This is a genomic window from Neotabrizicola sp. VNH66, from assembly GCF_049445895.1.
Taxonomy (GTDB): Bacteria; Pseudomonadota; Alphaproteobacteria; order Rhodobacterales; family Rhodobacteraceae; genus Pseudogemmobacter.
Map to the genome: position 1 here is coordinate 101553 of NZ_JBMSDW010000007.1, position 24196 is coordinate 125748.

The 24196-nt window shown below is 66.3% G+C and carries 26 protein-coding genes; 14 read left to right on the plus strand and 12 right to left on the minus strand.

The annotated features are described in order from the left end of the window. Position 1: 1 nt before the first annotated feature. Positions 2-1273: a bifunctional folylpolyglutamate synthase/dihydrofolate synthase gene (locus tag ACO2Q5_RS12025; RefSeq protein ID WP_423291297.1), complete on the plus strand. Its 1272-nt coding sequence runs from the start codon at positions 2-4 to the stop codon at positions 1271-1273. Here the strand turns inward: ACO2Q5_RS12025 and ACO2Q5_RS12030 are convergent. Further along, positions 1270-1899, minus strand: coding sequence for a TetR/AcrR family transcriptional regulator (locus ACO2Q5_RS12030; RefSeq protein WP_423291299.1), 630 nt, complete (start codon positions 1897-1899; stop codon positions 1270-1272). The genes ACO2Q5_RS12025 and ACO2Q5_RS12030 overlap by 4 nt on opposite strands. 105 nt (positions 1900-2004) lie before the next feature. On the opposite strand from ACO2Q5_RS12030, the gene mbfA reads away from it, so the two are divergent. The 7 genes from mbfA to ACO2Q5_RS12065 all read left to right on the plus strand — a co-directional run bounded on the left by mbfA (position 2005) and on the right by ACO2Q5_RS12065 (position 7905). Beyond that, positions 2005-2982, plus strand: a complete 978-nt coding sequence (mbfA, locus tag ACO2Q5_RS12035; protein WP_423291301.1) for an iron exporter MbfA — start codon at positions 2005-2007, stop codon at positions 2980-2982. A gap of 66 nt (positions 2983-3048) precedes the next feature. Continuing rightward, positions 3049-3978 (plus strand): AEC family transporter, encoded by a 930-nt coding sequence (locus ACO2Q5_RS12040; RefSeq protein WP_423291303.1) that lies wholly within the window; start codon positions 3049-3051, stop codon positions 3976-3978. A gap of 20 nt (positions 3979-3998) precedes the next feature. Next, entirely contained in the window at positions 3999-4829 is an 831-nt protein-coding gene (gene fghA / locus ACO2Q5_RS12045) for an S-formylglutathione hydrolase (protein ID WP_423291305.1), read from the plus strand. A gap of 87 nt (positions 4830-4916) precedes the next feature. After that, a complete protein-coding gene (locus ACO2Q5_RS12050; RefSeq protein WP_423291307.1) occupies positions 4917-5396 on the plus strand; it encodes a YaiI/YqxD family protein in 480 nt (159 codons plus the stop codon). 9 nt (positions 5397-5405) lie between these two features. Beyond that, on the plus strand, positions 5406-6368 hold the full coding sequence (locus ACO2Q5_RS12055; protein WP_423291309.1) for a DMT family transporter: 963 nt from the start codon (positions 5406-5408) through the stop codon (positions 6366-6368). Beyond that, positions 6365-6988 carry an HAD family hydrolase gene (locus ACO2Q5_RS12060; RefSeq protein ID WP_423291311.1) on the plus strand — a complete coding sequence of 208 codons (624 nt, stop codon included), beginning with the start codon at positions 6365-6367 and terminating at the stop codon, positions 6986-6988. The genes ACO2Q5_RS12055 and ACO2Q5_RS12060 overlap by 4 nt, the downstream gene beginning before the upstream one ends. Further along, positions 6985-7905 carry an ornithine cyclodeaminase family protein gene (locus ACO2Q5_RS12065; protein ID WP_423291313.1) on the plus strand — a complete coding sequence of 307 codons (921 nt, stop codon included), beginning with the start codon at positions 6985-6987 and terminating at the stop codon, positions 7903-7905. The genes ACO2Q5_RS12060 and ACO2Q5_RS12065 overlap by 4 nt, the downstream gene beginning before the upstream one ends. Here the strand turns inward: ACO2Q5_RS12065 and ACO2Q5_RS12070 are convergent. From ACO2Q5_RS12070 to ACO2Q5_RS12080, 3 genes are all read right to left on the minus strand, one after another. Then, the gene (locus ACO2Q5_RS12070) at positions 7897-8733 is read right to left on the minus strand and encodes a 4-(cytidine 5'-diphospho)-2-C-methyl-D-erythritol kinase (protein WP_423291314.1); all 837 of its coding nucleotides are present in this window, start codon (positions 8731-8733) and stop codon (positions 7897-7899) included. The genes ACO2Q5_RS12065 and ACO2Q5_RS12070 overlap by 9 nt on opposite strands. Then, on the minus strand, positions 8723-10477 hold the full coding sequence (locus tag ACO2Q5_RS12075; protein ID WP_423291315.1) for a tetratricopeptide repeat protein: 1755 nt from the start codon (positions 10475-10477) through the stop codon (positions 8723-8725). Before ACO2Q5_RS12075 ends, ACO2Q5_RS12070 begins: the two co-directional genes overlap by 11 nt. 117 nt (positions 10478-10594) lie before the next feature. Then, entirely contained in the window at positions 10595-12241 is a 1647-nt protein-coding gene (locus tag ACO2Q5_RS12080; RefSeq protein ID WP_423291316.1) for a 4Fe-4S dicluster domain-containing protein, read from the minus strand. Between the two features lie 288 nt (positions 12242-12529). Between ACO2Q5_RS12080 and greA the strand changes: the two genes are divergently transcribed. Both greA and ACO2Q5_RS12090 read left to right on the plus strand, forming a co-directional pair. After that, positions 12530-13000, plus strand: a complete 471-nt coding sequence (gene greA, locus ACO2Q5_RS12085; RefSeq protein ID WP_423291317.1) for a transcription elongation factor GreA — start codon at positions 12530-12532, stop codon at positions 12998-13000. Positions 13001-13009: 9 nt separating this feature from the next. Then, on the plus strand, positions 13010-14029 hold the full coding sequence (locus ACO2Q5_RS12090) for a hypothetical protein (RefSeq protein WP_423291318.1): 1020 nt from the start codon (positions 13010-13012) through the stop codon (positions 14027-14029). Positions 14030-14031: 2 nt separating this feature from the next. Here the strand turns inward: ACO2Q5_RS12090 and ACO2Q5_RS12095 are convergent, their stop codons facing one another. The 7 genes from ACO2Q5_RS12095 to ACO2Q5_RS12125 all read right to left on the minus strand — a co-directional run bounded on the left by ACO2Q5_RS12095 (position 14032) and on the right by ACO2Q5_RS12125 (position 18009). Continuing rightward, positions 14032-14616 carry a GNAT family N-acetyltransferase gene (locus ACO2Q5_RS12095; protein ID WP_423291319.1) on the minus strand — a complete coding sequence of 195 codons (585 nt, stop codon included), beginning with the start codon at positions 14614-14616 and terminating at the stop codon, positions 14032-14034. Positions 14617-14640: 24 nt separating this feature from the next. Continuing rightward, a complete protein-coding gene (mobB, locus tag ACO2Q5_RS12100; RefSeq protein ID WP_423291320.1) occupies positions 14641-15138 on the minus strand; it encodes a molybdopterin-guanine dinucleotide biosynthesis protein B in 498 nt (165 codons plus the stop codon). After that, entirely contained in the window at positions 15138-15713 is a 576-nt protein-coding gene (mobA, locus tag ACO2Q5_RS12105) for a molybdenum cofactor guanylyltransferase MobA (RefSeq protein WP_423291321.1), read from the minus strand. Before mobA ends, mobB begins: the two co-directional genes overlap by 1 nt. A gap of 9 nt (positions 15714-15722) precedes the next feature. Then, positions 15723-16352 carry a hypothetical protein gene (locus tag ACO2Q5_RS12110; RefSeq protein WP_423291323.1) on the minus strand — a complete coding sequence of 210 codons (630 nt, stop codon included), beginning with the start codon at positions 16350-16352 and terminating at the stop codon, positions 15723-15725. 20 nt (positions 16353-16372) lie between these two features. Continuing rightward, entirely contained in the window at positions 16373-16522 is a 150-nt protein-coding gene (locus ACO2Q5_RS12115) for an aa3-type cytochrome c oxidase subunit IV (protein ID WP_423291325.1), read from the minus strand. A gap of 69 nt (positions 16523-16591) precedes the next feature. After that, complete coding sequence (locus ACO2Q5_RS12120; RefSeq protein WP_423291327.1) at positions 16592-16984, minus strand: DUF6173 family protein; 393 nt, start codon at positions 16982-16984, stop codon at positions 16592-16594. Next, positions 16981-18009 (minus strand): MBL fold metallo-hydrolase, encoded by a 1029-nt coding sequence (locus ACO2Q5_RS12125; RefSeq protein ID WP_423291329.1) that lies wholly within the window; start codon positions 18007-18009, stop codon positions 16981-16983. Before ACO2Q5_RS12125 ends, ACO2Q5_RS12120 begins: the two co-directional genes overlap by 4 nt. Positions 18010-18175: 166 nt before the next feature. On the opposite strand from ACO2Q5_RS12125, the gene leuS reads away from it, so the two are divergent. The 3 genes from leuS to holA are packed head-to-tail and all read left to right on the plus strand — an operon-like array spanning position 18176 to position 22308. Next, a complete protein-coding gene (leuS, locus tag ACO2Q5_RS12130; RefSeq protein WP_423291331.1) occupies positions 18176-20812 on the plus strand; it encodes a leucine--tRNA ligase in 2637 nt (878 codons plus the stop codon). Next, entirely contained in the window at positions 20799-21290 is a 492-nt protein-coding gene (gene lptE, locus ACO2Q5_RS12135) for an LPS assembly lipoprotein LptE (protein WP_423291333.1), read from the plus strand. Before leuS ends, lptE begins: the two co-directional genes overlap by 14 nt. Before the next feature lie 4 nt (positions 21291-21294). Then, complete coding sequence (holA, locus tag ACO2Q5_RS12140) at positions 21295-22308, plus strand: DNA polymerase III subunit delta (RefSeq protein ID WP_423291335.1); 1014 nt, start codon at positions 21295-21297, stop codon at positions 22306-22308. A gap of 34 nt (positions 22309-22342) precedes the next feature. Here holA and ACO2Q5_RS12145 read toward each other — a convergent pair whose 3' ends face one another. After that, positions 22343-22879 carry a DUF3576 domain-containing protein gene (locus tag ACO2Q5_RS12145; RefSeq protein WP_423291337.1) on the minus strand — a complete coding sequence of 179 codons (537 nt, stop codon included), beginning with the start codon at positions 22877-22879 and terminating at the stop codon, positions 22343-22345. Between the two features lie 258 nt (positions 22880-23137). Between ACO2Q5_RS12145 and ACO2Q5_RS12150 the strand changes: the two genes are divergently transcribed. After that, positions 23138-24106, plus strand: coding sequence for a porin (locus tag ACO2Q5_RS12150; RefSeq protein WP_423291339.1), 969 nt, complete (start codon positions 23138-23140; stop codon positions 24104-24106). Positions 24107-24196: the final 90 nt, after the last annotated feature.

Consider the following 24196-nt stretch of genomic DNA (forward strand, 5'->3'; position numbering starts at 1 on the left):
CATGGCCGCGGGGTCGGACGCCGTTCTTGAACGGATGATGACGCTTCATCCGAAGATCATCGACCTGACGCTGGACCGGATGCATCGCCTTCTGGCGGCGCTGGACCACCCCGAACGGCGCCTGCCGCCGGTGATCCATATTGCCGGGACCAATGGCAAGGGCAGCACGCAGGCGATGATCCGCGCGGGGCTGGAGGCGGGCGGCGCGAAGGTCCACGCCTATACCTCGCCGCATCTGGCGCGGTTCCATGAGCGTATCCGGCTTGCGGGAGAGCTGATTTCCGAACCTGCGCTGACCGCATTGCTGGATGAATGCGTGGCGGCGAACGGCGGCGAATCGATCACGTTTTTCGAAATCACCACTGCGGCGGCCTTTCTGGCCTTTGCCCGCACCCCGGCGGACTGGACCTTGCTTGAGGTGGGGCTGGGCGGGCGGCTGGATGCCACCAATGTGGTGGATCAGCCGCGGCTGACCATCATCACCCCGGTCTCGATCGACCATCAGCAATATCTGGGCGAGACGCTGCCCGAAATCGCGGGCGAAAAGGCCGGGATCCTGAAGCGCGGCGTTCCCGTCATCATAGGCCCGCAGGCGCCCGAGGGGCTGGAGGTCATCGAGGCGCGCGCCGCCCGGCTGGGCGCCCCGGTTCTGGCCTTCGGGCAGCACTGGCATTGCTTTGAAGACCGCGGCCGCATGGTGTTTCAGGACGAGAACGGCCTGTTGGACCTGCCCCTGCCCAACCTGCCCGGGCCGCATCAGATCCAGAATGCCGGGGCCGCGCTGGCCGCGCTGCGCCATCTGGGCGCGGATGAGGCCGCCTGTGAGGCGGCTGTGACCCGCGCCTTCTGGCCCGCAAGGATGCAGCGGCTGCGAACCGGCCCCTTGGCCGAAAGCGCCCCGCAGGTGGAGCTTTGGCTGGACGGCGGGCACAATCCCGCCGGGGGCGAGGCGGTGGCCGCCACATTGGCCCGGATGCCCGCGCGTGAGACGCATCTGATCTGCGGCATGCTGAACACCAAGGATGTGGCGGGCTACATGCGCCCGCTGGCTGCCCATGCGGTGCATCTGCATGCGGTGGAAATCCCCGGCGAAAAGAACACCCTGCCCGCCGAGGTGACCCGCGATGCCGCCCGTGCCGCAGGTCTGCCCGCCGACACCGCCGCCTCGGTTGCTGCGGCGTTGTCTGACATCGCCGCCGGAAATCCGCAGGCCCGCGTCCTGATCTGCGGCTCGCTTTACCTTGCGGGGCAGGTGCTGCGGGAAAACGGCTAGGGACGCGCTTTTCCGTAGCGCGCCAGAAACATCTCCGCCGCGGCGGAGACGGAGCTGTCCACCTCTCCGGGGGTGATGTCATCCACAAGGCCAAGGATCAGCCGGTCATAGAACCCGGCCTTGCAGAGTTGCACGAATTGTTCCGCCGCCAGACCGAAATCACCGATCTGCAGCTCTCCGCGGTCGACCAGCATGCGCAGATGGCCCGCCAGCCGTTCGCGCATCAGCGCCGGGCCATTGGCGTGGAAGGTGCGCGCCAGTTCCGGGAAGCGCGACACCTCGGCCACCACCAGCCGGAACAGGCTGCGCCCGGTTTCGGACATCAGGAAGGCAGCGATCCGGTGGCCCGCGAAGGTCAGAAACTCCCGCGCGCAGGCCTCGGGGTTCATGTCCGATTCGGCGGCTTCGGCCGAATTGCGGCACTCGCTCTGCCAGATCTCCGTGAACAGCAGCCGCTTGTCGGGGAAATAGGAATAGAGCGTGGCCTTGCTGACGCCCGCCTCGCGCGCGATGTCATCGACCGAGGCGCCTTCATACCCGTCGCGGGCAAAAACCCTGCGGGCGCCGTCCAGCACCTGATCATATTTGCGGCCGCGGCGGATTTCGGGGGCTTCGGTCACTGACATGTGATCATACTGCCCGTGACGGCGCGGCATTGCAACGCGGCGCAGCCCTCTTGCGGCCGCCAATCGCCCTGCTATTTTAGAATCATTCCAGATTGAGGGGCTGCCGTGATTTCCTCCCTGTCCTCCCGCCGCCGCTTCTCGGACCTGACCGAGCAGGAAATTCTGGCGCTGGCCATTTCGTCCGAAGAGGATGACGCCCGCATCTACCGCAGCTATGCCGCGCGGTTACGGGCGGATTATCCTGCTACTGCGGCGGTTTTCGAAGGTATGGCGGCCGAGGAAGATGGCCACCGCCAGCGGCTGATTGACCTGCACCGCATCCGGTTTGGCGAGGTGATCCCGCTGATCCGGCGCGAACATGTTGCCGGATATTATGCCCGCCGCCCGGTCTGGCTGACCGCCAACCTGCCCCTTGAGACAATCAGGGGGGAGGCGGCGGCGATGGAAAAAGAGGCGGAGCGCTTCTACCTGCAGGCTGCGACGCGCACTTCGGATGCCGCAACGCGGCAGTTGCTGGGCGATCTGGCCGCGGCCGAGGCCGGGCATGAGCGGAAAGCCGAATCCCTGACCGCCGATCATCTGGGCGGGGAGGCGGCCGAGACCGAGAGCTTTACCGAACGGCGGCAGTTCATCCTGACATGGGTGCAGCCCGGTCTGGCGGGGCTGATGGACGGATCGGTCTCGACCCTTGCACCGATCTTTGCCACCGCCTTTGCCACGCAGAACAGCGCCACCACGCTGACGGTGGGTCTGGCCGCCGCGGTGGGGGCAGGCATTTCGATGGGCTTCACCGAAGCCGCGCATGACGATGGTGTGCTGTCTGGCCGCGGCAGCCCGTGGAAGCGGGGTATCGCCTCGGGCCTGATGACGACATTGGGCGGGCTGGGCCATGCGCTGCCCTATCTGATCGCGGATTTCTGGACCGCCACGATCCTTGCCATCGCCGTGGTGTTTATCGAGCTTTGGGCCATCGTCTGGATCCAGAACCGGTATATGCAGACACCCTTCCTGCGGGCCACGTTGCAGGTGGTGCTGGGCGGGGCGCTGGTTTTCGCGGCAGGGGCGCTGATTGGCGGCGGATAAGCCAAGGCTCCGGGTTGCATCCGCCCCTGCCGCGTGAAAGCAACAGGAAGAGCCCGCCGGAATGCCATGCTGCCGATCTTTCTGAAGACCCTGCCGTTCTTTGCCGTCATCGCGCTTGGTTATGGCGCCGGGCGGCTGCGCGCCTTCCCGGCCGAGGCGACGGGCTGGCTGACGAAATTCGTCTTCTACTTCGCCTTGTCGGCGATGCTGTTCCGGCTGACGGTGAACCTGCCCTTGTCCGAGATCTGGGACCCGGTCTTCATTGCCGCCTATCTGACGGCAACGGGCGGCCTTTACGCGGTGCAGTTCATATTGTCGCGGCTGCGCGGGGTGTCGATGGCCGAGGCCACGATCGAGGCGCAGGTCGGCACCATCGGCAACACAGGCTTTCTGGGCATTCCGATGCTGGGCGTCCTGCTGGGGCCTGCCGCCGCTGCGCCGCTGCTGGCGGTGCTGACCATCGATATGATCGTCTTCTCGTCTCTCGTCACGCTCTTGATCACGGCGGCGCGGGGCGGGCGGCCGGGATTGGCCGTGGCGGGGCCCTTGCTCCTGGGGCTGGTGAAGAACCCGATGATCGTGTCGATGATCGCCGGATTCCTCTGGGCGGGCATCGGCCTTCCCGTGCCGGCCGCGATGGATGAGACGCTGGTACTTTTGGGCAGTTCCGCCACACCCTGCGCCCTTTTTGCCATCGGTGCCTCGCTGGCGGGGCGGTCGGCCGAGCGGCTGGCGGTGGCGGGCTGGCTGTCGTTCTCGAAGCTCGTGCTGCATCCCGCCGCGGTGGCGCTGGCCGCGCTGGTGTTGTTTCCGGTAAACCCGGCCGATGCCGGGGTGATGATCGCGGCGGCCGCTCTTCCGGTTGCCGGAAACATCTATATTCTGGCGCAGCATTACGGGGTCGCGCCGCAGCGCGTGTCAGCGGCGATCCTGATTTCCACGGCTTTCAGTATCCTGACGGTGCCCCTGGTCATCGCATGGGTGACCGGAGCCTGAACCGAGAAGGGACGACCGCCATGAAAACCGTGTCAGAAAACCGCTGCTTCGGGGGCGTGCAGGGGGTCTATACCCATCCGTCGCAGACCACCGGCACCGACATGACCTTTGGCCTGTTCCTTCCCGACGGGGCGGAAGACAACCATGTGCCGGTGCTGTGGTATCTGTCCGGCCTGACCTGCACGCATGAGAATGCGATGGTGAAGGCGGGCGCGCAACGCTGGGCGGCCGAGGCGGGAATCGCGCTGGTCTTTCCCGACACCAGCCCGCGTGGCGAGGGCGTGGCGAATGACGCCGCCTATGATCTGGGGCAGGGGGCAGGGTTCTACGTCAATGCCACCGAAAAGCCCTGGGCGCCGCATTTCCGCATGTGGGACTATGTGACCGAGGAACTGCCGCGTCTGTTGTTCAACACCTTTCCGGTCGAGGAAGAAGCGCAGGCGATCACCGGCCATTCGATGGGCGGCCATGGCGCGCTGACCATCGCCATGAGCTTTCCGGGGCGCTTCCGCTCGGTCTCGGCCTTTGCGCCGATCTGCAACCCCACGGCTTCGGACTGGGGGCGCAAACAGTTCCGCGCCTATCTGGGCCGGGATGAGAGCACCTGGGCGGGCTATGATAGTTCCATCCTGATGCGCAGGCTGGGCTTCGACGGGCCGGTGCTGATCGATCAGGGCACGTCGGACCAGTTCATCGACCTGCTGAAGCCCGAGGCACTGGCCGCGGCGATGACCGAGCGGCGGCAGGGCGGCACGCTCCGGATGCAGAAGGGCTATGACCACAGCTATTTCTTCGTCTCGTCCTTCATCGAGGATCACATCGGATTCCATGCCGCGGCGCTGATGGGCTGAGGGCGGAGGCGGGGGGCCAGCCCCCCGCACCCCCCGGGATATTTGGGCAAACTGGAAAGGGGCAGGTGGTCCCGTGGAGGCAAGGTCGTGACCCTGTGGATTGATGCCGATGCCTGCCCGGTGAAGGCCGAGGCAGAGCGGGTCGCCACCCGGCAGGGGGTGGAGATGGTGCTGGTCTCGAACGGCGGCATCCGGCCTTCGGCCAATCCCCTGGTCCGGTCGGTCTATGTCGGCGCGGGGCTGGATGAGGCGGACCGCTATATCGCCGACCACACCGGCCCCGGCGATGTGGTGGTGACTTCGGACATTCCGCTGGCCGCCCGCGCCATCGAAGCGGGCGCGGCGGTGGTGAAGCCGGATGGCGAGGAACTGACGCCGCGCAACATCGGGCAGGTTCTGGCCACGCGCGACCTGATGGCCGATCTGCGCAGCGCCGATCCGTTCCGGCAGGGCGGCGGGCGCAGCTTTTCCAAGGCGGACCGGTCGCGGTTTCTGGATGTGCTGGATCGCGTTCTGCGGCGTGTTCATGTCGCGGGCGGACAAGACAGGACCCCGCGGCCCGGGTGATCTGCCACCATGGCGCATCCGTCTGCCCAGAACAGCCTTGTCGAGAATGGCACCGCCCTGACGGGCATCCTGCTGATCACCGGCGGCGCGCTGATCTTTTCCGTCAATGACATGGCGGTCAAGCATCTGTCCGGCGCCTATGCGCTGCATCAGATCATCCTGATCCGGGCGCTGATCGGCATGGCCTTCCTGATGGTTCTGCTGGCCCGGTCGCCGCGCGGATTTCGTCAGGTGCGCACAGGGCGGCCCGGCCTGCATGCGCTGCGGGTGGCGGTGATCCTGATCTCGAACGTCACCTATTTCACCGGGCTGGCCTATATGGAGATCGCCGATGCGGTGGCGGTGGCCTATGTCAGCCCGCTGGTGATCACGGTGCTGTCCATGGCCGTTCTGGGCGAGAAGGTGGGGCCGCGGCGCTGGACCGCCATTCTGCTGGGTCTGACGGGGGTGATCGTCATGCTGCGGCCCGGGGCGGGGGTGGTGCAGCCGGCGGCGGTTCTGGTGCTGATCTCGGCCATTCTCTATGCCGTGGGCAACCTCCTGACGCGCCGGATGGGCGGCACGGAAAGCGCGCTGACGCTGTCGTTCTGGGTCCAGGCCGGATTTATCCTCGCCTCCGGCACCATGGGGCTGGTGGCGGGCGACGGTCATCTGGCGACGGACGACCCGCTCTGGTCCTTTCTGGTGCGCCCGTGGTTCTGGCCCCCGGCCGAGGACTGGCCCTGGCTTCTGGCGACCGGGCTTTCGGTGTCGATCGGCGGGCTGATGGTGGCGCAGGCCTACCGGACGACCGAGGCCGGGCTGATCGCTCCTTTTGAATATTCAGGCATGCCGATGGCCATTTTCTGGGGTGTGCTGATCTTTGGCACATGGCCGGACCTGACCTCATGGGCAGGGATTGCGCTGATCTGCGGATCGGGGCTCTATGTCGTCTGGCGCGAGGCAAAGCTCAGGCGGAAGGGGCGGGCATGACGGCAAAGGCGGTGGTCTTCGACATCGGGAATGTGCTGGTGACATGGCAGCCCGAGGCGTTCTTCGACCGGGAGATCGGCGCGGATCGTCGCGTTGCGATGTTTTCCGAAACCGGCATCCTGCTGCTGAATGAAGAGATCGACAATGGCGCGCCGTTCCGTGCCTCGGTCGAGGGGCTGGCCCGGCGGCATCCGCAATGGGAGGCGGAGCTGATGCTGTGGCGCGACCGCTGGACCGATCTGGTGCTGCCGGTCATCGACGGTTCGGTCGCGCTGTTGCGCGCGCTCAAGGCCAAGGGTGTGCCGGTCTTCGCGCTGACCAATTTCGGGAGCGAAACCTTTGTGACCGCGCAGGAGGTGTTTCCCTTCCTGCGGGAGTTCGACCGGGCCTGGGTTTCGGCCGATCTGCGGGTGATGAAGCCCGATCCCCGCATTTATCAGATCCTTGAGACGGACAGCGGGCTGTCCGGTCCCGATCTGATCTTTACCGACGACAAGGCCGAAAACATTCAGGCCGCGGCGGCCCGTGGCTGGCAAACGCATCTGTTCACCGGCTGGCAGGGATGGGCCCGGCGGCTGGTCGAGGATGGGTTCCTGACCAAACAGGAGGCCGGGCTGTGACCCCCGAATTGATCCCCTTCGCGGCCGAGGCGCATCTGGACTGGCGCGGCCTGATGCAGGCGTTCGAGGACGGCCACCGCCGCCCGCAGCCGGATATCAAGGACCTGTTCTGCTACCGGGGCCCGGATACCATTCTGGACCGCGCCACATGGATCGACGGTATAGGCGCCCTTGTGAAGGTGGCGACCGTGGTCCCGGGCAATGCGAAGCGCGGCAAGCCCACGGTGAACGGCGCGGTGACGCTGTATGATGACGTGACGGGAGAGCTGTCGGCGCTGGTGGATTTCCATCTTGTGACCAAGTGGAAAACCGCCGGGGACAGCCTGCTCGCCGCTTCGAAGCTGGCGCGGAAGGACAGCCGCCGCATCCTTCTGGTGGGGGCGGGGAATGTGGCGCGGTCCATGGTCGAGGCCTACCGGACGATCTTCCCCGATGCGGTATTCACCGTCTGGTCGCGCAACCTTGCCTCGGCCGAGGCTTTGGCCGGGCCGCTGGGCCTGAAGTCCACCACTGATCTGGCGGCGGCGGTGGCTGGGGCCGATGTGATCTGCACCTGCACTCTGGCAACAGATCCGCTGATCCGCGGCGACTGGCTGCGTCCGGGCCAGCATCTGGACCTGATCGGCGCCTATCGCCCCGACATGCGTGAGGTGGATGACGCCGCCATCGCCCGCGGCCGGCTGTTCGTCGACGCCCGCGCGACCACGGTCCATCATATCGGAGAGCTGATGAGGCCGCTTGCCGCCGGGGCGATCACGGAAGCCGATGTTCTGGCGGATTACTACGATATCCCCTCGGGCCGGTTCGCGCGGACTTCCGAAGACGAAATCACCATTGCCAAGAACGGCGGCGGGGCGCATCTGGACCTGATGACGGCGGCCTTCATTCTGGACCGCTGGCGCGCGCGGTCAGTCTGACCCGGCCAGAAGCGCAGGTTCCACCCACCAGCCGTGCCGGGCCGCGCGCAGGGCGGTCGCCGCGTCCCGCGCGGACCTCTCGGCGCGGTAAAGCCCGAAACAGGTGGCGCCGCTGCCCGACATGCGGGCCAGCAGGCAACCGGGTGTGGCGGCAAGCGCCGTGCGGACCTCGGCGATGAGGGGGGCCAGCCCCTCGGCCGCAGGGGCCAGATCATTGCGCTGACTGGCCAGAAAAACTGCCAGTGCCGCGGCATCGGGCAGGGGGGGGAGCGTGACAGGCAGCGGCGGGTTGTCCCGCCGGGCCAGCGCGCGAAAGATCGCAGGCGTCGACACGGCGACGCCGGGGTTCACCAGAACCGCCCAGACCGGCGGCAGCCGGACGGGCTCCAGCACCTCGCCCACGCCGCGCATCCGCACCGGCCGCCCGGCCAGACAGACCGGCACATCGGCCCCAAGCGCCAGCACCGCCGCCGGGGCGGGCAGGGCATGTCCCATCCGAGCCAGCGCCCGCAGCACGGCTGCGGCATCTGCCGACCCGCCCCCGATGCCCGAGGCGACGGGCAGCACTTTTTCCAGCGTGATCGCGGCCTCGGCCCCCATGGCCCGGGCGGCGCGCAGGCACAGGTTGTCCCCCTCAGCTGCCAGCGCCACGGCCTGTGGGCCGGTGACGCGAAAGCCGGCGCCGGGGGCCACCGTCACCCGGTCGCCCACACCGGCAAACACCACCAGCGAATCCAGCAGGTGATAGCCATCCGCCCGCCGCCCGGTCACATGCAGGCAAAGGTTGATCTTGGCAGGTGCGAATTCTGTAATCGGTTCAGTTGCCATTCTCGGCCGAGGATACGGCGGGCGGTTTGCTGGTGCCTTCGGCCGCCAGAACGGCCTCCAGCCCCTGATCCAGCTTTTTGCGGATGCGGACGGCATCCTTTTCTTCCGGCCCGAAGGACAGGGCGCGGTGCCACTGGAACTCGGCCTCGCGCTGGCGGCCGTTCATCCAGTAGACATCGCCCAGATGGTCCGTCACCACCGGGTCCACCGGTTCAAGGAGCGAGGCCTTTTCCATCGGCGCCAGCGCATCCTGATAGCGGCCCAGCTGGAAATAGGCCCAGGCCAGACTGTCGATGATATAGCCCGCATCCGGCTGCGCCGCGACGGCCTGTTCGATCATCTTCAGCGCCTCGTCCAGATCGCGCCCGCGTTCCACAAGGCTGTAGCCCAGATAGTTCAGCACCTGCGGCTGTCCGGGGTTCAGTTCCAGCGCGCGGCGGAAATCGGCGTCCGATGCGTCGAACCGGCCCAGACGTTCGGCACAGATGCCGCGGCTGAAGAACAGCAGCCAGTGTTCGCGCGCAGGCTGCGGTGCCAGCGCCAGCGCGGCATCATAGGCCGACAGCGCCTCCTGCCAGCGGTCTTCACGCCGCAGCATATCGGCCAGCGCGGCCTGCACGCCGATCAGATTGCCGTGGCTGCGGACAAGGGATTGCAGCACCTCGACCGCGGCATCCTTGCGGCCCGCGGCATAAAGCGCATCGGCCCGGCCCAGTTCCGCGCTGTAATAGGCGGGATTGTCGGCGGGCAGCGTCGCATAGACCTCGACCGCAAGATCGTATTGCTGCAATTGCTCCAGCGTTGCCGCCGTCAGCAAAAGCGCCTCGGTATGGTCGGGCTTCAGCACCAGCGCGGTGCGGCTGTTCATCAGCACCAGCGCCGGGTCGCTTTCGCCGTTCAGCAGGGTTGCCAGCGTGAAGAACACCTCGGCAATGCCTTCGCGGGCCGATCGCGCGGTGTCGAAGGGAATGGACTCCCCGGCGCGCAGCCTTGCCCGCAGCGCCTCGGCCTGGGGTTCGGGATCATTGCCGAAGGCCTTGTCCAGCAGGGCCAAAGCCTCGTCGTTCCGCTCCAGCTGCGACAGGATCTGCACCAGCGCGATGACGCCACGGCGGTTCAGGTTGATCGGGCCGGCCGCCTTGCCCGAGAGGATATGTTCCGCCCCTTCGAAATCGCCGGCCAGCGCCAGCGCCAGCGCCTTGTGATAAAGCGCATAGGCCTCGAACCCGCGGTTGCGCGCCATTTCGTCGAAATGAGCCAGAGCTTCGGACATCCGTCCGGCCCCCACCTCGGCCCAGGCCAGCGTCAGCTGATCCACCAGCGGACCGACGCTGTCGCCTGCGCGGAGACGCTCGATCAGCGCCTCGTAATTCTCGGTCTGGGCATCATGGGCGATCAGCGCGAAATCCGCCAGATCGCTTTTGCCGTCCAGATCCCGCAGCTGTGCCGACAGCTGGGCCGCGGTGTCCAGATTGCCTAGGTTCAGATGGGCGAAGATGCTGCCGTCCATCAGGGCGGTATTGGTGGGGTCGGCCTGCAGAGACTGATCGAACCAGCCGGCGGCGGTGCGGAAATCGCCATGCGCTTCGGCGCTGCGGGCGGCCAGATAGGCGCCCGAATTGACCGGCCCCTCGGGCGCAGCTTCCGTCTGCGGCGTGGCGGTTTCCTGCGCGGCCAGCGGAGGGGCCAGCGCAAAGGCGGCGCAAAGCGCGGCGGCGGTCAGGCGCGGCAGGGCAAGGGTCATGAAGGGCGGTCTCCTCGACGTCAGGGGCAGGCTAGCCGCGCCCCGGGCCGCATGCAATGCGGGCCGGGGGTTCGCACCGCCCGGCCCGCGATTTCGCGCTGAATTCTGCGTGAGGCATTACATATTTGGATAATTCGGCCCGCCTCCGCCCATTGGGGTGGTCCAGACGATGTTCTGGCTGGGGTCCTTGATGTCGCAGGTCTTGCAGTGGACGCAGTTCTGGAAGTTGATGCGGAAGGTCGCGTCGGCGCCTTCGCCCAGGACCTCATAGACCCCCGCCGGGCAATAGCGCTGCGCCGGTTCGGCATAAAGCGGCAGGTTGACCGCGATCGGGACCGAGGGGTCCTTCAGCTTCAGGTGGGCGGGCTGCTGTTCGTCATGGTTGGTGAAGCTGTAGGCCACATTGGTCAGCCGGTCGAAGGACAGGACGCCATCGGGCTTGGGATAGTCGATGGGCTTGTGCTTGTCCGCCCGCTCGGTCGCTTGCGCGTCGTTCTTGCCGTGTTTCAGCGTGCCAAGGACGGTCAGCCCGAAGGTGTTGGCCCACATGTCGGCCCCGCCCAGCATCAGGCTGGCGGTCAGGCCCCATTTCGACCAGGCGGGCTTCACGTTGCGGACCTTCTTCAGATCCTTGCCGATGGCGCCCTGCCGGACCTCGGTCTCATAGGCGGTCAGCTCATCGCCCATCCGCCCGGCCTTGATCGCGGCATGGGCCGCTTCGGCCGCGGCCTTGCCGGACAGCATGGCGTTGTGGTTGCCCTTGATCCGCGGCACGTTCACGAGGCCGGCCGAGCAGCCCAGAAGCGCCACGCCCGGCGCCACCATCTTGGGGATCGACTGCCAGCCGCCCTCGCTGATCGCGCGGGCGCCATAGGCCACGCGCTTGCCGCCCTTCAGAAGCTCGGCCACCATCGGGTGATGCTTGAACCGCTGGAATTCGGCATAGGGGTAAAGGTAGGGGTTCTTGTAGTTCAGGTGGACCACAAACCCCACATAGACCTGATTGTTTTCAAGGTGATAGATGAAGCTGCCGCCGCCCGCATTTGACCCGAGCGGCCAGCCCATCGTGTGCGTCACCGTGCCCAGCTTGTGCTTGGCCGGGTCAATCTCCCAGATTTCCTTCATGCCAAGGCCGAATTTCTGCGGGCAATGGCCTTTGGACAGGTCGTATTTCTCGATCACCTGCTTGGCGAGGCTGCCGCGCACGCCTTCGGACAGGAAGACGTATTTGCCGCGCAGCTCCATCCCCGGCTCATAGCCGTCGCCCGGCAGGCCGGTGGCGGGGTCCAGCCCGAATTCGCCCGCGACCACGCCGGCCACCCGGTTGCCGTCAAAGACCAGATGGCTGGCCGCCATGCCCGGGAAGATCTCGACGCCCAGCCCCTCGGCCACGGCGGCCATCCAGCGGCAGACATTCGCCATCGAGACGATGTAATTGCCATGGTTCGACATCAGGGGCGGCATGGGGAAGTTCGGAATGCGGATCTGCCCGGCCGGCCCCAAGAGGTAGAAGTTGTCGTGCGTGACTTCGGTCTTGATCGGCGCATCCATCTGGCGCCAGTCGGGCAACAGCGCGTCCAGACCCGAAGGGTCCAGTACGGCACCGGAGAGGATATGCGCGCCGACCTCGGACCCCTTTTCCAGCACCACAACCGACAGATCGGGGTCCAGCTGTTTCAGGCGGATCGCGGCCGACAGACCGGAGGGCCCCGCCCCCACGATCACAACATCATATTCCATCGACTCGCGTACGATTTCGGACATCCGGTCTCTCCTGCTGTGCGTCGGGCGCGGGCGCGCCGCCGTGCCTGGCCTGGGCGGTTCGTGATTGCCCCATGGTCGCCCTAAGGTCAACCATGACGCAACATCACGGCTTATCTCTGTGGATATGGGGAAATATTCTTGCCGGGTGGCGACAGTCCGCCCGCCGGCCCCGCCATGCCCCTTGCAATTTGCCGTCCGCCACGCAAGGTAGGACCCCGCAGGAGGCGTGAAGTCATGGGCCGGGGAACCGGGCCGTGGCTTCTTCATTTTGATCGGAATGGCAGGACCATGGAAAAGATCCCCATGACCCGCGCGGGCTTTGACCGGCTGGACGCGGAACTCAAGCACCTCAAGGCCGAGGAGCGTCCCGCCATCATCAAGGAAATTGCCGAAGCCCGCGCTTTGGGCGACCTGTCGGAAAATGCCGAATACCATGCTGCGCGCGAAAAGCAGGGCTTCATCGAAGGCCGCATCAAGGAAGTCGAAGGCATCCTGTCGCTGGCCGAGGTGATCGACACGTCGAAAATGTCGGGCGGCGTGAAGTTCGGGGCCACGGTCACCATCGTCGATGAAGACAGCGACGAGGAGAAGACCTACCAGATCGTGGGCGAGGTCGAGGCCAATATCGAACAGGGGCTGCTGAACATCCGCTCGCCCTTGGCGCGGGCGCTGATCGGCAAGGAAGAGGGCGACAGCGTCGAAGTCGCCACCCCCGGCGGCCGGCGCAGCTATGAGATCCTGTCGGTGCGCTACGTCTGAGGGATCAGCATGGCCCCGCAGTCCGACCCGCGCCGTGACCCCGCCGCCGATCTGCCGCCTTTGCACAGGGGCCGGTTGACCGAGATCATTGGCGGCGGGCTGAGCGTGGTCTGGGTCGTGGCCGTGCTGTCCTATATCCTGTCGTCCCCCCCGGGGGACGAGGAAAAGACGCTGGGTCTGGTGATGACCCTGCTGATCGTTTTTCTGCCTTTGGTGCTGATCTGGGCGGCGGTGATCACTTTGCGGTCGGTCCGCGAATTGCGGGCCGAGGCCGCGCGGCTGCAGGCGGCGGTGGATGCCATGCGGGCAAGCTATATCCAGACCACGGCGCAGGTGCAGGCGGCGGCGCTGAAACCCTCGGTCGAGCGGAAGCTGGAAGAGATCGCGGCCTCTGCCAAACAGGCGGAAACCGTGCTGGCCACCTTCTCGTCGCGCCGGGATTCGTCGCTTTCGGTGCCTTCGGCGGATCGCAAGGCTGCCCTCGCGCCGCCGCGGGCCGAGCCGGAGGCCGAGCAGCCTGCGCTAGCGCTTGGCACGCCTGCGGATGCGCTGCGCAGCCCGCTGTCGGTGACGGATTTCATCCGTGCGCTTCAGTTCCCCGAAACGCCCGAGGACAAAGAAGGCTTTCGTGCCCTGCGTCTGGCGCTGGAGGACCGTGAGGTCGCCCGGCTGATTCGCGCCGCGCAGGATGTGCTGACGCTCCTGTCGCAGGAAGGCATCTACATGGATGACCTGCGCCCCGAGATGACCCACCCCGAACTGTGGCGCCGCTTTGCCACCGGCGAGCGGGGGCGCGGCGTCAGCGCCGTGGGTGGAATCCGTGACCGCTCCTCTCTGGCGCTGACCGCGTCGCGCATGCGCGAGGATACGATCTTCCGCGATGCGGCGCATCACTTCCTGCGCACCTTTGACCGGGTGTTCCAGGCCTTCGAGCGCAATGCCTCGGACGCGGATCTGATCGAGCTGGCGGATACCCGCACCGCCCGGGCCTTCATGCTGTTCGGTCGCGTCGCGGGCGTCTTCGACTGAAATCAGCTGAGCGGCCGCACCATCGTGGTGGCCGCGCTGAAGCCGAAAAGATAGCGCAGCGGCCCCATCCGTTCGGTGCGGGTGGCGACGAAACCCATCCGTTCATAAAGCGCCCGCGCGCGCCAGTTGCTGTCGATCACCTCCAGCCGGATCGAGGCATAGCCCCGCGCCCGCGCCTCGGTGCACAAGGCCTCCAGCAGGGCGTGGCCCACACCCTGTCCGCGGCTGCTGCGCGCCACGGCGATCCCGTCGATCAGAAAGCGGTGGTTGTCCACCTCATGCGACAGAAGCCACAGCACCGCACTGCGCCATGCCGCCCCGAACCGCCCGTAGCTGGCGCGCAGATCGGCGGCGCTGCCCCCGGCAAAGCTGCCGCGGGGGGATTTGAAGCCGGCCACACCCACCAGCCGCCCGGCGCCGTCCACTGCCGAAAAGCAGTGGTCGGCCCGCAGCACCCGCGCCAGAAAGCCGCGCGCCCGGGTGTCGGGGCCAAGGACAAGGCCCAGCTTGCCGCCGAACGCCTCCCAATAGATGCGGACGGCTTCGGCGCGGTGTTCGGCGGCAAGGCCTTGGCGGATCGTCACCATGTGTCGTGTCCGGCGGTGGAGACATCAGGCGACAAGGCCGCAATCCCGCAGGATGAACCCGGCCACGGCAGGGATATCGTTCAGGTCCAGCACCGGAACCGACAGCGGGCCGGGCATGCCATCCGTGGCCACCGCCCGCACGTTCGGATCACCCGGCTGGATCAGATCCGCCCCGCGGGCCGGACGCCAGACTTCGATTTTCGGATGGCTGTCGCGCTTGTAGCCCTCGATCAGCACCAGATCGACCGGGGCCAGCCGGGCCAGCACCTCGGCCAGAGGCGGCTCTGCCCCGCGATGTTCCCGCATCAGGACCATGCGGCGGCCGGTGGACAGCACCACCTCTTGCGCGCCCGCCTGCCGGTGGCGGAAGGTGTCCTTGCCGGGCTGATCCAGATCCACGTCGTGATGGGCGTGCTTCACGGTCGAGACGGTGAAGCCGCGCCCGGTGATTTCGGCGACAAGCTGCTCCAGCAGGGTGGTCTTGCCGGAATTCTGCCAGCCGATGATGCCGTAAAGCTTCATCACATTTTCCCCTGAGCCGCGCCGAGATCCTCGGGCGTGTTCAGATTGGCGAATGCGGCGGCGTCGGGGAAATCCGCGGTCCGGGCCCCTTGGGCGGCGGCGAAATCCATGATCCTGGGTTTCGCGCCAGAGGCGAGGAAACCGGCCAGACGCCCGGTCATCGCCACGGGCCACAGCGCGGTGGCCGGATGCGCCCGCCCCGCCTGCGCCAGAACCGGCGCCGCGCCGTCTTCGCTTGCGGAGCACAGCCGGGCGGCCAGATCGGCGGGCAGGAAGGGGCAGTCCACCGGGACGCTGAGCACCGCGTCATGACCTGTGGCCTGCGCGTGGCGCAACCCGGCCAGAATGCCGGACAGGGGGCCCAGTGGCTGGTCGTCCGCCAGCACGGGCAGGCCGAAGGCTGCAAATCGCGCCGGGTCCCCGTTGGCCGAAAGCGCCAGCGTCGCCACCTGCGGCGCCAGCCGGCCGATGGCATGGGCCAAGAGCGGGCGCCCGTCCAATGTCATCAGCGCCTTGTCGGCCCCGCCCATCCGTCGGGCCTGACCCCCGGCCAGGATGACGCCCAGAATGCGCACGGCCCCGGCCTAGTTCATCACATTGCCGTCGTCGTCGATCAGGATGACGCCATGGCCCGCGCCGGGATTGTCATTCTCTTCGGTGATGATCCGGCGACTGACGCCGGGCATCTCGGCAAACTGCGCCTCCAGCTTCAGCGGGAAGAAGGTCACGCCGATGTTTTCAAAGCCGGGGATGTCGCGCAGCAGGCTGGAGATCGAATTGGCGCAATAGGCCTTCGGCACCGCGCCGTTCGACTTCACCCGTTGCAGGATCAGCTCTGCCGTTTCGGGCGGGACGAGAAGCGTCTGCTCGATGACGTGGAACTTTTCCTTCTCGGAATCGCGGGCGTGATAATCCAGATAGAAGTTCACCAGCTTGTCCGTCATGCCGTAATGCACGTCACCGCGCACCGGGGCATGGGGATGGCTGAAGGTGCCGGCCGGGTCGAACAGCACCCGTTCCGATCCGTTCACCAGCAGCGCGGAATGCGCGCCGGTGTTGTTGCGGTCGTTCACTGTCGTGAACAGCGTGATCGAGGTGGGCGGCCCGGCCACGTATCTGTAGCGCATGATTTCGGCATCGGGCGCCGAGGTATTGTCGACGCCGCAGGCCGCAAGCAGCAGCGCGGCGCAGAGCGCCATGATCGCACGGACCATTCCCATCTCCCGGATCTGCGTCAGCCGCCGGCCAGCGCCATGAAGACCAGCACCACGAAGATCACCACAACGCTCCAGGTCGTGATCTTGATGAAGCCCGCAAAAGTCTTTTCATGGTCCCGAATATCCATCGAGCCGTGCTTGTGTTCGGTGTGGGCGTGGTCGGCCATCTGCGCAAATTCCCGGGTTTTGTTCGCTTCCCGGGGTTGTTACCCGATTCACGCGCCAGTGTCACCCGGTCAGCTGTCGATGTCGCCCGCAGAGGCATCACCGGATTCGCCGCCGCGCCAGCCTCCGGTCAGGGCAAAGCCGATGCGGCGGGGCGGGGCCTCGGGCCGGGCCAGCGGCACTGCGCGCAGGATGACCGAAAGCTGGCTGACATGCTGCACCAACTGGGTCTTCAGCCCGTCTTCGTCGCGACCATAGAAGGTGACGATATCGGGGTCGGACCAGCCGATCCCTTCGATGCGCAGGATGCCCGCCTCGCCCCCGGCAAAGCCCATGGCGATTTCCTCATCGGGGTTCAGCCCGCTTTCGAAATGGCGGATATAGGCGATCAACCGGTCATGGGCCGCGCGCGCCATGCCTGCGGCCGGTGCTTTCGCCGGCAGCTTCCGCTTCGGTCCGCTCATGCTTTCTGTCCCTGCCACAGCCACTCCCCCGCGGGCCCAAGGAGGCGCGAGACCTCTCCCCGATGCAAGAGGTAGTTCAGATGCGCCACCGCCTCGACCAGCGCCAGCCCCTCTTCCGCGGGGCCGACGGGGCGGTGGAAGAGGGCGGGAAAGCAGCCATAGGCCGTCCGCGGCACCGTCAGATGCGCGCGCAGCCGGTCCAGTGCGGTCTGATGGTTCGCGGCCATCTGCGACAGCCGGAACGGCAGGCCGGTGAAGGGCAGCTTGTGGCCGGGCAGCACCAGCTGATCCTCGCGGGCGAACTCTGCCAGCCGGGCGCAGCTGTCCAGCCAGTCGGCCAGCGGATCGGCCTCAGGCTCGGTCGGGTAGACACCTATATTGGCGGAAATGCCGGGCAGCAGCTGGTCGCCGCCCAGCACAAGGCCATCGGTCCAGAAGGTGGCGTGTGAGGGCGCATGGCCATGGCCGATGCGGACGGTCCAGTCCCGCCTGCCCATCCGCAGCACCTGCCCTTCGGTCAGCCGCGTGAACCCCACCGGGATGGGATGCACCGTATCGGCAAAGTTGAACGGCCGTTCCGCGGCGCGGGTTGCCAGCCGGTCCGGCGGCAACCCGGCGTGCCGCCAGAAGGCAAGCGATTCCGGCGTGGGCGTCTCCTGCACATCCAGGGTCAGCATCCGGGCATAAAGCCATGCCGTCCGCGTCATCCAGAGGCTGGCCCCGCGGGTCTGAAACCAGCCCGCCATCCCGATGTGGTCCGGGTGGTGATGGGTGCCCACCACTCGGATCACCGGCCACCCGCGCAGCGGACCGGCCAGTAACCGCTCCCACAGGGCCACGCTGCGGCGGGAGTGCATGCCGGTGTCGATCAGCGTCCAGCCCTCCGGCTCCTCCAACGCATAGACATTCACATGGTCCAGCGCCATCGGCAGCGGCAGGCGCAGCCACAGAAGGCCGGGTGCAACTTCGGTGGCCCCGCCCTCGGGCGGCGGTTCGGGAAACGGGTGGTGGATGGCATCGGGCATGCCGCAGGGTTGCGGCAGCCGAGAGCCGGGCGCAAGGGCCGATGACGTTGCCGCCACGGCAACGTGGCATGCGAAGGACCGCTGCCGTGGCGGGGAACGGCAGGCTGCGCTTTACCTTGGGCGACAGGGGCGCTAAGCCCTGCGGGCTGGATCGAGAGGCTTTCCCATGTCGCGCTATGAACCCTCCGCTATCGAACCCAAATGGCAGGCCGCCTGGGACGAGGCAGGCACGTTTACCGCCAAGCGCGACCCGGCCAAGCCGAAATATTATGTGCTGGAGATGTTCCCCTATCCGTCGGGGCGCATTCACATGGGCCATGTCCGCAACTACACGATGGGCGACGTGGTCGCGCGCTACAAATCCAGCTGCGGCTTTTCCGTGCTGCATCCCATGGGTTGGGACGCCTTCGGCATGCCTGCCGAAAACGCGGCGATGGAGCGGGGCGGCCATCCGAAAGACTGGACCTACGGCAATATCGACGTGATGAAGACCCAGATGAAACCGCTGGGCCTGTCGATCGACTGGAGCCGCGAATTCGCCACCTGCGACCCGGAATATTACGGCCAGCAGCAGGCCATGTTCATCGACATGATGGAAAAGGGCCTCGTCTACCGCAAGGCGGCGGTGGTGAACTGGGACCCGGTCGACATGACCGTGCTGGCGAATGAGCAGGTGATTGACGGCAAGGGCTGGCGGTCCGGTGCTGCGGTTGAGCGGCGCGAGCTGACGCAGTGGTTCTTCAAGATCAGCGATTATTCCGAGGATCTGCTGGCGTCGCTGGACGGGCTGAAGGACTGGCCCGAGAAGGTGCGCCTGATGCAGGCCAACTGGATCGGCAAATCGCAGGGGCTGCAGTTCGCCTTTGACACCGTGGATGCGCCCGCCGGCTTTGAAAAGCTGGAGGTGTATACCACCCGGCCCGACACGCTGCATGGCGCCAGCTTTGCCGCCATCGCCGCCGATCACCCGCTGGCCAAGGCGCTGGAAGCGGCCGACCCCGAGCTGGCCGCCTTCATCGCCGACTGCCGCAAGGGCGGCACCACCGCCGAAGAGCTGGAGACGGCGGAAAAGGTCGGCATCGACACCGGCCTGCGGGTCCGGCATCCGCTGAACCCCGACCAACTGTTGCCGGTCTGGGTCGCGAATTTCATCCTGATGGATTACGGCACCGGCGCGATCTTCGGCTGCCCGGCCCATGACGCCCGCGACTTCGAATTCGCCACCAAATACGGCCTGCCGATCCCGCCGGTCTTTGTGGCCGAGGGCGCGGAAGAGACCGCGTTGTCCGAACCCTTCGTGCCCGCCAAGACCGAGCGGGTGCAGTATATCCGCAATGTCGCGGGCGCGACGGTCAAGACCGGCGATCAGGGCATTCTGGATGCCATCGCCTTGGCCGAGGCGCAGGGCTTTGGTCGCGGCGTGACCAAGTTCCGTCTGCGCGACTGGGGCGTCAGCCGTCAGCGCTACTGGGGCTGCCCGATCCCGGTGGTGCATTGCGCCACCTGCGGCGTGGTGCCCGAGAAGAAAGAGAACCTGCCGGTCGAGCTGCCTTATGATGTCAGTTTTGACGTGCCCGGCAATCCGCTGGACCGCCACCCGACATGGCGCAACGTGGCCTGCCCGTCCTGCGGCGCCCCCGCCCGGCGCGAGACGGACACGATGGACACTTTCGTCGATTCGTCCTGGTATTACGCCCGCTTCACCGCGCCGCGCGCCACCACGCCGACCGTGGCCGAGGATGCCGATTACTGGATGAACGTGGACCAGTATATCGGCGGGATCGAACATGCGATCCTGCACCTCCTCTATTCCCGGTTCTTTGCCCGGGCGATGAACGAGACCGGCCATCTGCCCGCCAAGGCGCGGGAGCCGTTCAATGCGCTGTTCACCCAAGGGATGGTCACGCATGAGATCTACAAGACCACCGATGACAAGGGCCGCCCGGTCTATCACCTGCCCGAAGATGTGACGGTTCTGGCCGTGGGTGACCGGCGTGTCGTGGTGCTGGGCGATGTGCCCGCGCCTGAACCGGACAGCATTCCCGATGTGGACGCCTGGATTCAGGGGCTGCGCGACGAAGGCGCACTGGTCGATGTCATCCCTTCGGCCAAGATGTCGAAGTCGAAGAAGAACGTCGTCGATCCGATGAACATCATCGCGCAGTTCGGGGCCGATACCGCGCGCTGGTTCGTGATGTCCGACAGCCCGCCTGAGCGGGACGTGGAATGGACCGCCTCGGGCGCCGAGGCCACGTTCAAGCACCTCAGCCGCGTCTGGGGCCTGTGCTCGCGCATCGGCGAGATGCCGGCGGATCACGTGGGCGAGGGCGATGACGACCTGCGTCGCGCCACTGCCCGCGCCGTGGACGAGGTCACCCGCGGCATTGACGGCTTTGCCTTCAACAAGGCCATCGCCGCGCTTTACGCCTTTACCAACACCATCGCGCGGGCCAATGCCTCGACCCCGGTGATGAAAGAGGCGATCCGCACTTTGGCCAAGCTGATGTCGCCGATGGTGCCGCATATCGCCGAATCGATCTGGACCTATCAGGGTGGTGCCGGTCTCTGCGCCACCGCGCCCTGGCCCAAGGCCGATCCGGCGCTTTTGGTTGATGACACGGTGACGCTTCCCATCCAGATCAACGGCAAACGCCGGGCTGAAATCACCGTGCCCAAGGATATGGACAAGGCCGAGGTTGAAAAGATCGCGCTGGCGAATGAGGATGTGATCAGATTCCTTGCCGGAAACCCGGTGAAGAAGATCATCGTCGTGCCGGGGCGCATCATCAATGTCGTCGCCTGACCCTCTTATGCTGCGCCGCCGCAGCCTGTTTCTGATGCCGCTGGCGCTGGCCGCCTGCGGCTTTACCCCGGCTTATGGGCCCGGGGGGGCGGCGACGGCGCTTCTGGGCACGGTGCGGGTTGCCGATCCGAAGGCCAAGGACGATTTCGACTTTGTCGAGCGGATCGAGGAACGGCTCGGCCGTCCCGAAGATCATCGCTATGACCTGACCTATTCCATCGAGACCGAGACGCTTGGCGTTGGCATCACCACCGACAGCCGCACCACCCGCTACAACCTGCGCGGCACCATCGACTACCGGCTGACGGAAACGGCCACGGGCACGCTGGTGGCCAGCGGCCGGGTGCAGAGCTTCACCGCCTATGCGGCCACCGGCTCGACCGTGGCGCTTCTGGCGGCCGAGGAAGATGCCGCCTACCGGCTGATGCGCATTCTGGCCGATCAGATCGTGACCCGGCTGATCGCCGCCCGGGCCTGAGCCGATGCTGCTGCGCGGGGTCGAGGCGACCCGCTATCTGGCCAGACCCGATCCGGGCCGCGCGGGTCTGCTGATCTTCGGCGCCGATGCGATGCGGGTGGCGATGAAACGGCAGGAGGCGATTGCCGCCCTGATCGGCCCGGAAGGGGAGGCAGAGATGCGGCTGACCCGGCTCTCCGCGGGCGATCTGCGCCGCGACGGCGCGCTTCTGGCCGATGGCATCCGCGAGGTGGGCTTTTTCCCGGGTCCGCGCGTGGCCTTTGTCGAAGACGCCACCGATGGCCTGACCGAAACCATTGCCGCCGCGCTGAAGGCGTGGCGTCCGGGGGATGCGAATATCGTGGTGGCCGCGGGCAATCTGACCGCGAAATCCCCGCTGAAGACGCTATTCGAAAAGCACCCCAATGCTGTTTGCATCGGGCTTTATGACGATCCCCCCTCGCGCGAGGAGATCGAGGCGGAGTTGAAGCGCGCCGGCCTGCAGGATGTCGGGCGCGAGGCGATGGCCGATCTGGTCACCCTGTCCAAAGCACTGGATCCCGGCGATTTCCGCCAGACGCTGGAGAAGATCGGTCTTTACAAATGGGGCGATGCGGCGCCCCTGACACCCGCCGAAGTGGCCGCCCTTGCGCCCGCCACATTGGAGGCCGAGGTCGATGACCTGCTCAATGCCGTGGCCGAGGGCGAGGGCCGGGCGATCGGGGCGCTGATGCGGCGGCTGGAAGGGCAGGGCGTGCTGCCCGTCACCCTTTGCATTCAGGTGCTGAGGCATTTCCGCAGCCTGCAGGTTGCCGCCTCGGATCCGGGTGGGGTGCAGGCCGGGCTGATGCGCGCGCGGGTCTTCGGGCCGCGGCGGGACCGGATGCAGCGGCAGCTGCAGGGCTGGCCCCTGCGCGCCCTTGAGGCGGCAATCGCCCAGCTTCTGGACACCGACCTGACGCTGCGGTCGGCCTCACGCGCGCCGGGCATGGCGCTGATGGAGCGGGCGCTGATTCGGATTGCAATGTCACGGCGCTGACTGCCCGCAAAAGCGGCAATCGCCCACGGCAGTGTCAGAGCTTCGAGTCGCGGATGCGCAGCTGCCGCGCACGGGTCAGGATCGCATCTTCCACCGCGCGCAGCGTCTCGGGCGAGACGGCGCCCCCGCCCTTGGTCTGAAGCGAGACCTTCAGGCTGCGCGCTTCCAGCGCCGGGTCCTGCACATAGATCGTGGCGCGATACGCGCGGCCGCCGCCGGGCGGGGTGCCGTAGCCGGTCACGATCACCCCGGTGAACGGGTCCACCGTTTCCACCGGCAGGAAGTTCAGCACCTCAAGGCTGGCCTGCCAGAGGTACTTGTTCACTTCCACCGTCTTGTTGGGGTCGTCAGCGTTGGAAAAAAGGTCCCAGAGCGTGGATTCACGCTTGTCTTCGCCGCGCGCCTTGGCCAGCGCAGCGCGCTGTTCATCGGCCTTCTGCTTTGACGCGAACTCATCCGCCGTCACCACGCCATCGCGCGATGCGCCGAAAAGCCCCGATCCGCCACAGCCCGCAAGGGTGCCGCACAGGGCCAGAACTGTCGCCGAACGCAGGATGAAAGTCGCAGCCATGCCACCCGCCTTTAGGGATACGCCTGCCTGCTTCCTAGCCGAGCGCCCCCCGCAAGCCAAGCGCTTTTCATCCCCGGGCAGGGCGGGTGATCCGGACCGCGCCTGCCGCATCTGTGGCATTGGTGCACCAGACTCGCCACGGATTGGCCGCATCCGGTTTCCCGAAGTTGCAATCAGGCCTGCAGAAGTAGAAATAGACTGCATTCCTGCTGTGGAAGTTCTGCGGTGGGCGACCTTGAAAATGAAATGAGGGAAAAGATGAAGAAGGTTCTTCTCGCCACCAGCTTCCTGGTTGCTGGCGCCGGCTTCGCCGCTGCGGAAGTGTCTCTGTCGGGCGACGGCCGCATGGGTATCGTCTACAATGGCGACGACTGGAACTTCTCCAGCCGCGCCCGCGTGAAGTTCAACCTGACCGGCGAAACCGACACCGGCCTGTCGTTCGGCGCCGCGTTCCGCGTTGACCAAGAAGACGAACTTGGCGCTTCGGCTTCGACCGGTTCGGCTGGCTCGATCTGGGTTTCGGGCGCTTTCGGCAAGATCGAAATGGGTGACACCGTCGGCGCCGCCGAAGCTGTCCTGTTCGACCTGCCCGAAGTCGGATTTACCGATCTGGACGGCAACGCTGCTCCGGGTTCTTCGGGTGCCAACGAAGGCGACTACCTGACCGGTGACGGTGCTGACAGCATCACCAACCGTGACAACCCCTCGCTGCTCTACACCTATTCGTTCGATGCCTTCACTTTCGCGGCTTCGTTCACGGACGGTTATCAAGGTCTGTCGTCGACGGATGACAATCAAGCCTTCGCACTGGGCGCCAAGTATGCTGCTGGCAACTACTCGGTGAGCCTGGCTTACGAAACCATCGACATGACCTCTGGCGTTGATCCGTCGGCCATCTGGCTGGGTGCAACTGCTGCCTTCGGCGACACCACTGTTTATGCTCTGTACGGCTCGTTTGATGACCGTGCCGTGTCCGGTGTGACCATGGACGACCAGATCGGTCTGGGTGTCGAGCATTCGTTCGGTGACATCGGCGTCTCGGCGTACCTGAAGCAAACCAACTACTCGGCCGTTATCGCCAGCATCGGTGATGACTCGGTTCTGAACTATGGCATCGGCGCTTCCTACAGCCTGGGCGGTGGTGCGACGGTCGTTGGTGGTATCGCTGACTCCAATGCTGACAATGCTAAGACCGTTGCCGACCTCGGCATCAAGTTCTCGTTCTAATCCTTACGGATCAGATCGAAGGAAAGAGCGGGCTTTGGCCCGCTCTTTTCATTTCCGGCCTCAGCTTTCCGGCGCGGTCTTTCCCTTTGC

Coding starts and splice junctions, on each gene's coding strand:
- mobB (WP_423291320.1), bottom strand. CDS start 15,138: ATGAAGCTTTACGGCATCATCGGCTGGCAGAATTCCGGCAAGACCACC.
- greA (WP_423291317.1), top strand. CDS start 12,530: ATGGAAAAGATCCCCATGACCCGCGCGGGCTTTGACCGGCTGGACGCG.
- ACO2Q5_RS12110 (WP_423291323.1), bottom strand. CDS start 16,352: ATGGTCCGTGCGATCATGGCGCTCTGCGCCGCGCTGCTGCTTGCGGCC.
- ACO2Q5_RS12080 (WP_423291316.1), bottom strand. CDS start 12,241: ATGTCCGAAATCGTACGCGAGTCGATGGAATATGATGTTGTGATCGTG.
- ACO2Q5_RS12025 (WP_423291297.1), top strand. CDS start 2: ATGGCCGCGGGGTCGGACGCCGTTCTTGAACGGATGATGACGCTTCAT.
- ACO2Q5_RS12095 (WP_423291319.1), bottom strand. CDS start 14,616: ATGGTGACGATCCGCCAAGGCCTTGCCGCCGAACACCGCGCCGAAGCC.
- ACO2Q5_RS12115 (WP_423291325.1), bottom strand. CDS start 16,522: ATGGCCGACCACGCCCACACCGAACACAAGCACGGCTCGATGGATATT.
- ACO2Q5_RS12030 (WP_423291299.1), bottom strand. CDS start 1,899: ATGTCAGTGACCGAAGCCCCCGAAATCCGCCGCGGCCGCAAATATGAT.
- ACO2Q5_RS12120 (WP_423291327.1), bottom strand. CDS start 16,984: ATGAGCGGACCGAAGCGGAAGCTGCCGGCGAAAGCACCGGCCGCAGGC.
- ACO2Q5_RS12060 (WP_423291311.1), top strand. CDS start 6,365: ATGACGGCAAAGGCGGTGGTCTTCGACATCGGGAATGTGCTGGTGACA.
- ACO2Q5_RS12090 (WP_423291318.1), top strand. CDS start 13,010: ATGGCCCCGCAGTCCGACCCGCGCCGTGACCCCGCCGCCGATCTGCCG.
- fghA (WP_423291305.1), top strand. CDS start 3,999: ATGAAAACCGTGTCAGAAAACCGCTGCTTCGGGGGCGTGCAGGGGGTC.
- lptE (WP_423291333.1), top strand. CDS start 20,799: ATGTCGTCGCCTGACCCTCTTATGCTGCGCCGCCGCAGCCTGTTTCTG.
- ACO2Q5_RS12040 (WP_423291303.1), top strand. CDS start 3,049: ATGCTGCCGATCTTTCTGAAGACCCTGCCGTTCTTTGCCGTCATCGCG.
- ACO2Q5_RS12070 (WP_423291314.1), bottom strand. CDS start 8,733: ATGGCAACTGAACCGATTACAGAATTCGCACCTGCCAAGATCAACCTT.
- leuS (WP_423291331.1), top strand. CDS start 18,176: ATGTCGCGCTATGAACCCTCCGCTATCGAACCCAAATGGCAGGCCGCC.
- holA (WP_423291335.1), top strand. CDS start 21,295: ATGCTGCTGCGCGGGGTCGAGGCGACCCGCTATCTGGCCAGACCCGAT.
- ACO2Q5_RS12125 (WP_423291329.1), bottom strand. CDS start 18,009: ATGCCCGATGCCATCCACCACCCGTTTCCCGAACCGCCGCCCGAGGGC.
- ACO2Q5_RS12055 (WP_423291309.1), top strand. CDS start 5,406: ATGGCGCATCCGTCTGCCCAGAACAGCCTTGTCGAGAATGGCACCGCC.
- ACO2Q5_RS12150 (WP_423291339.1), top strand. CDS start 23,138: ATGAAGAAGGTTCTTCTCGCCACCAGCTTCCTGGTTGCTGGCGCCGGC.
- ACO2Q5_RS12145 (WP_423291337.1), bottom strand. CDS start 22,879: ATGGCTGCGACTTTCATCCTGCGTTCGGCGACAGTTCTGGCCCTGTGC.
- ACO2Q5_RS12075 (WP_423291315.1), bottom strand. CDS start 10,477: ATGACCCTTGCCCTGCCGCGCCTGACCGCCGCCGCGCTTTGCGCCGCC.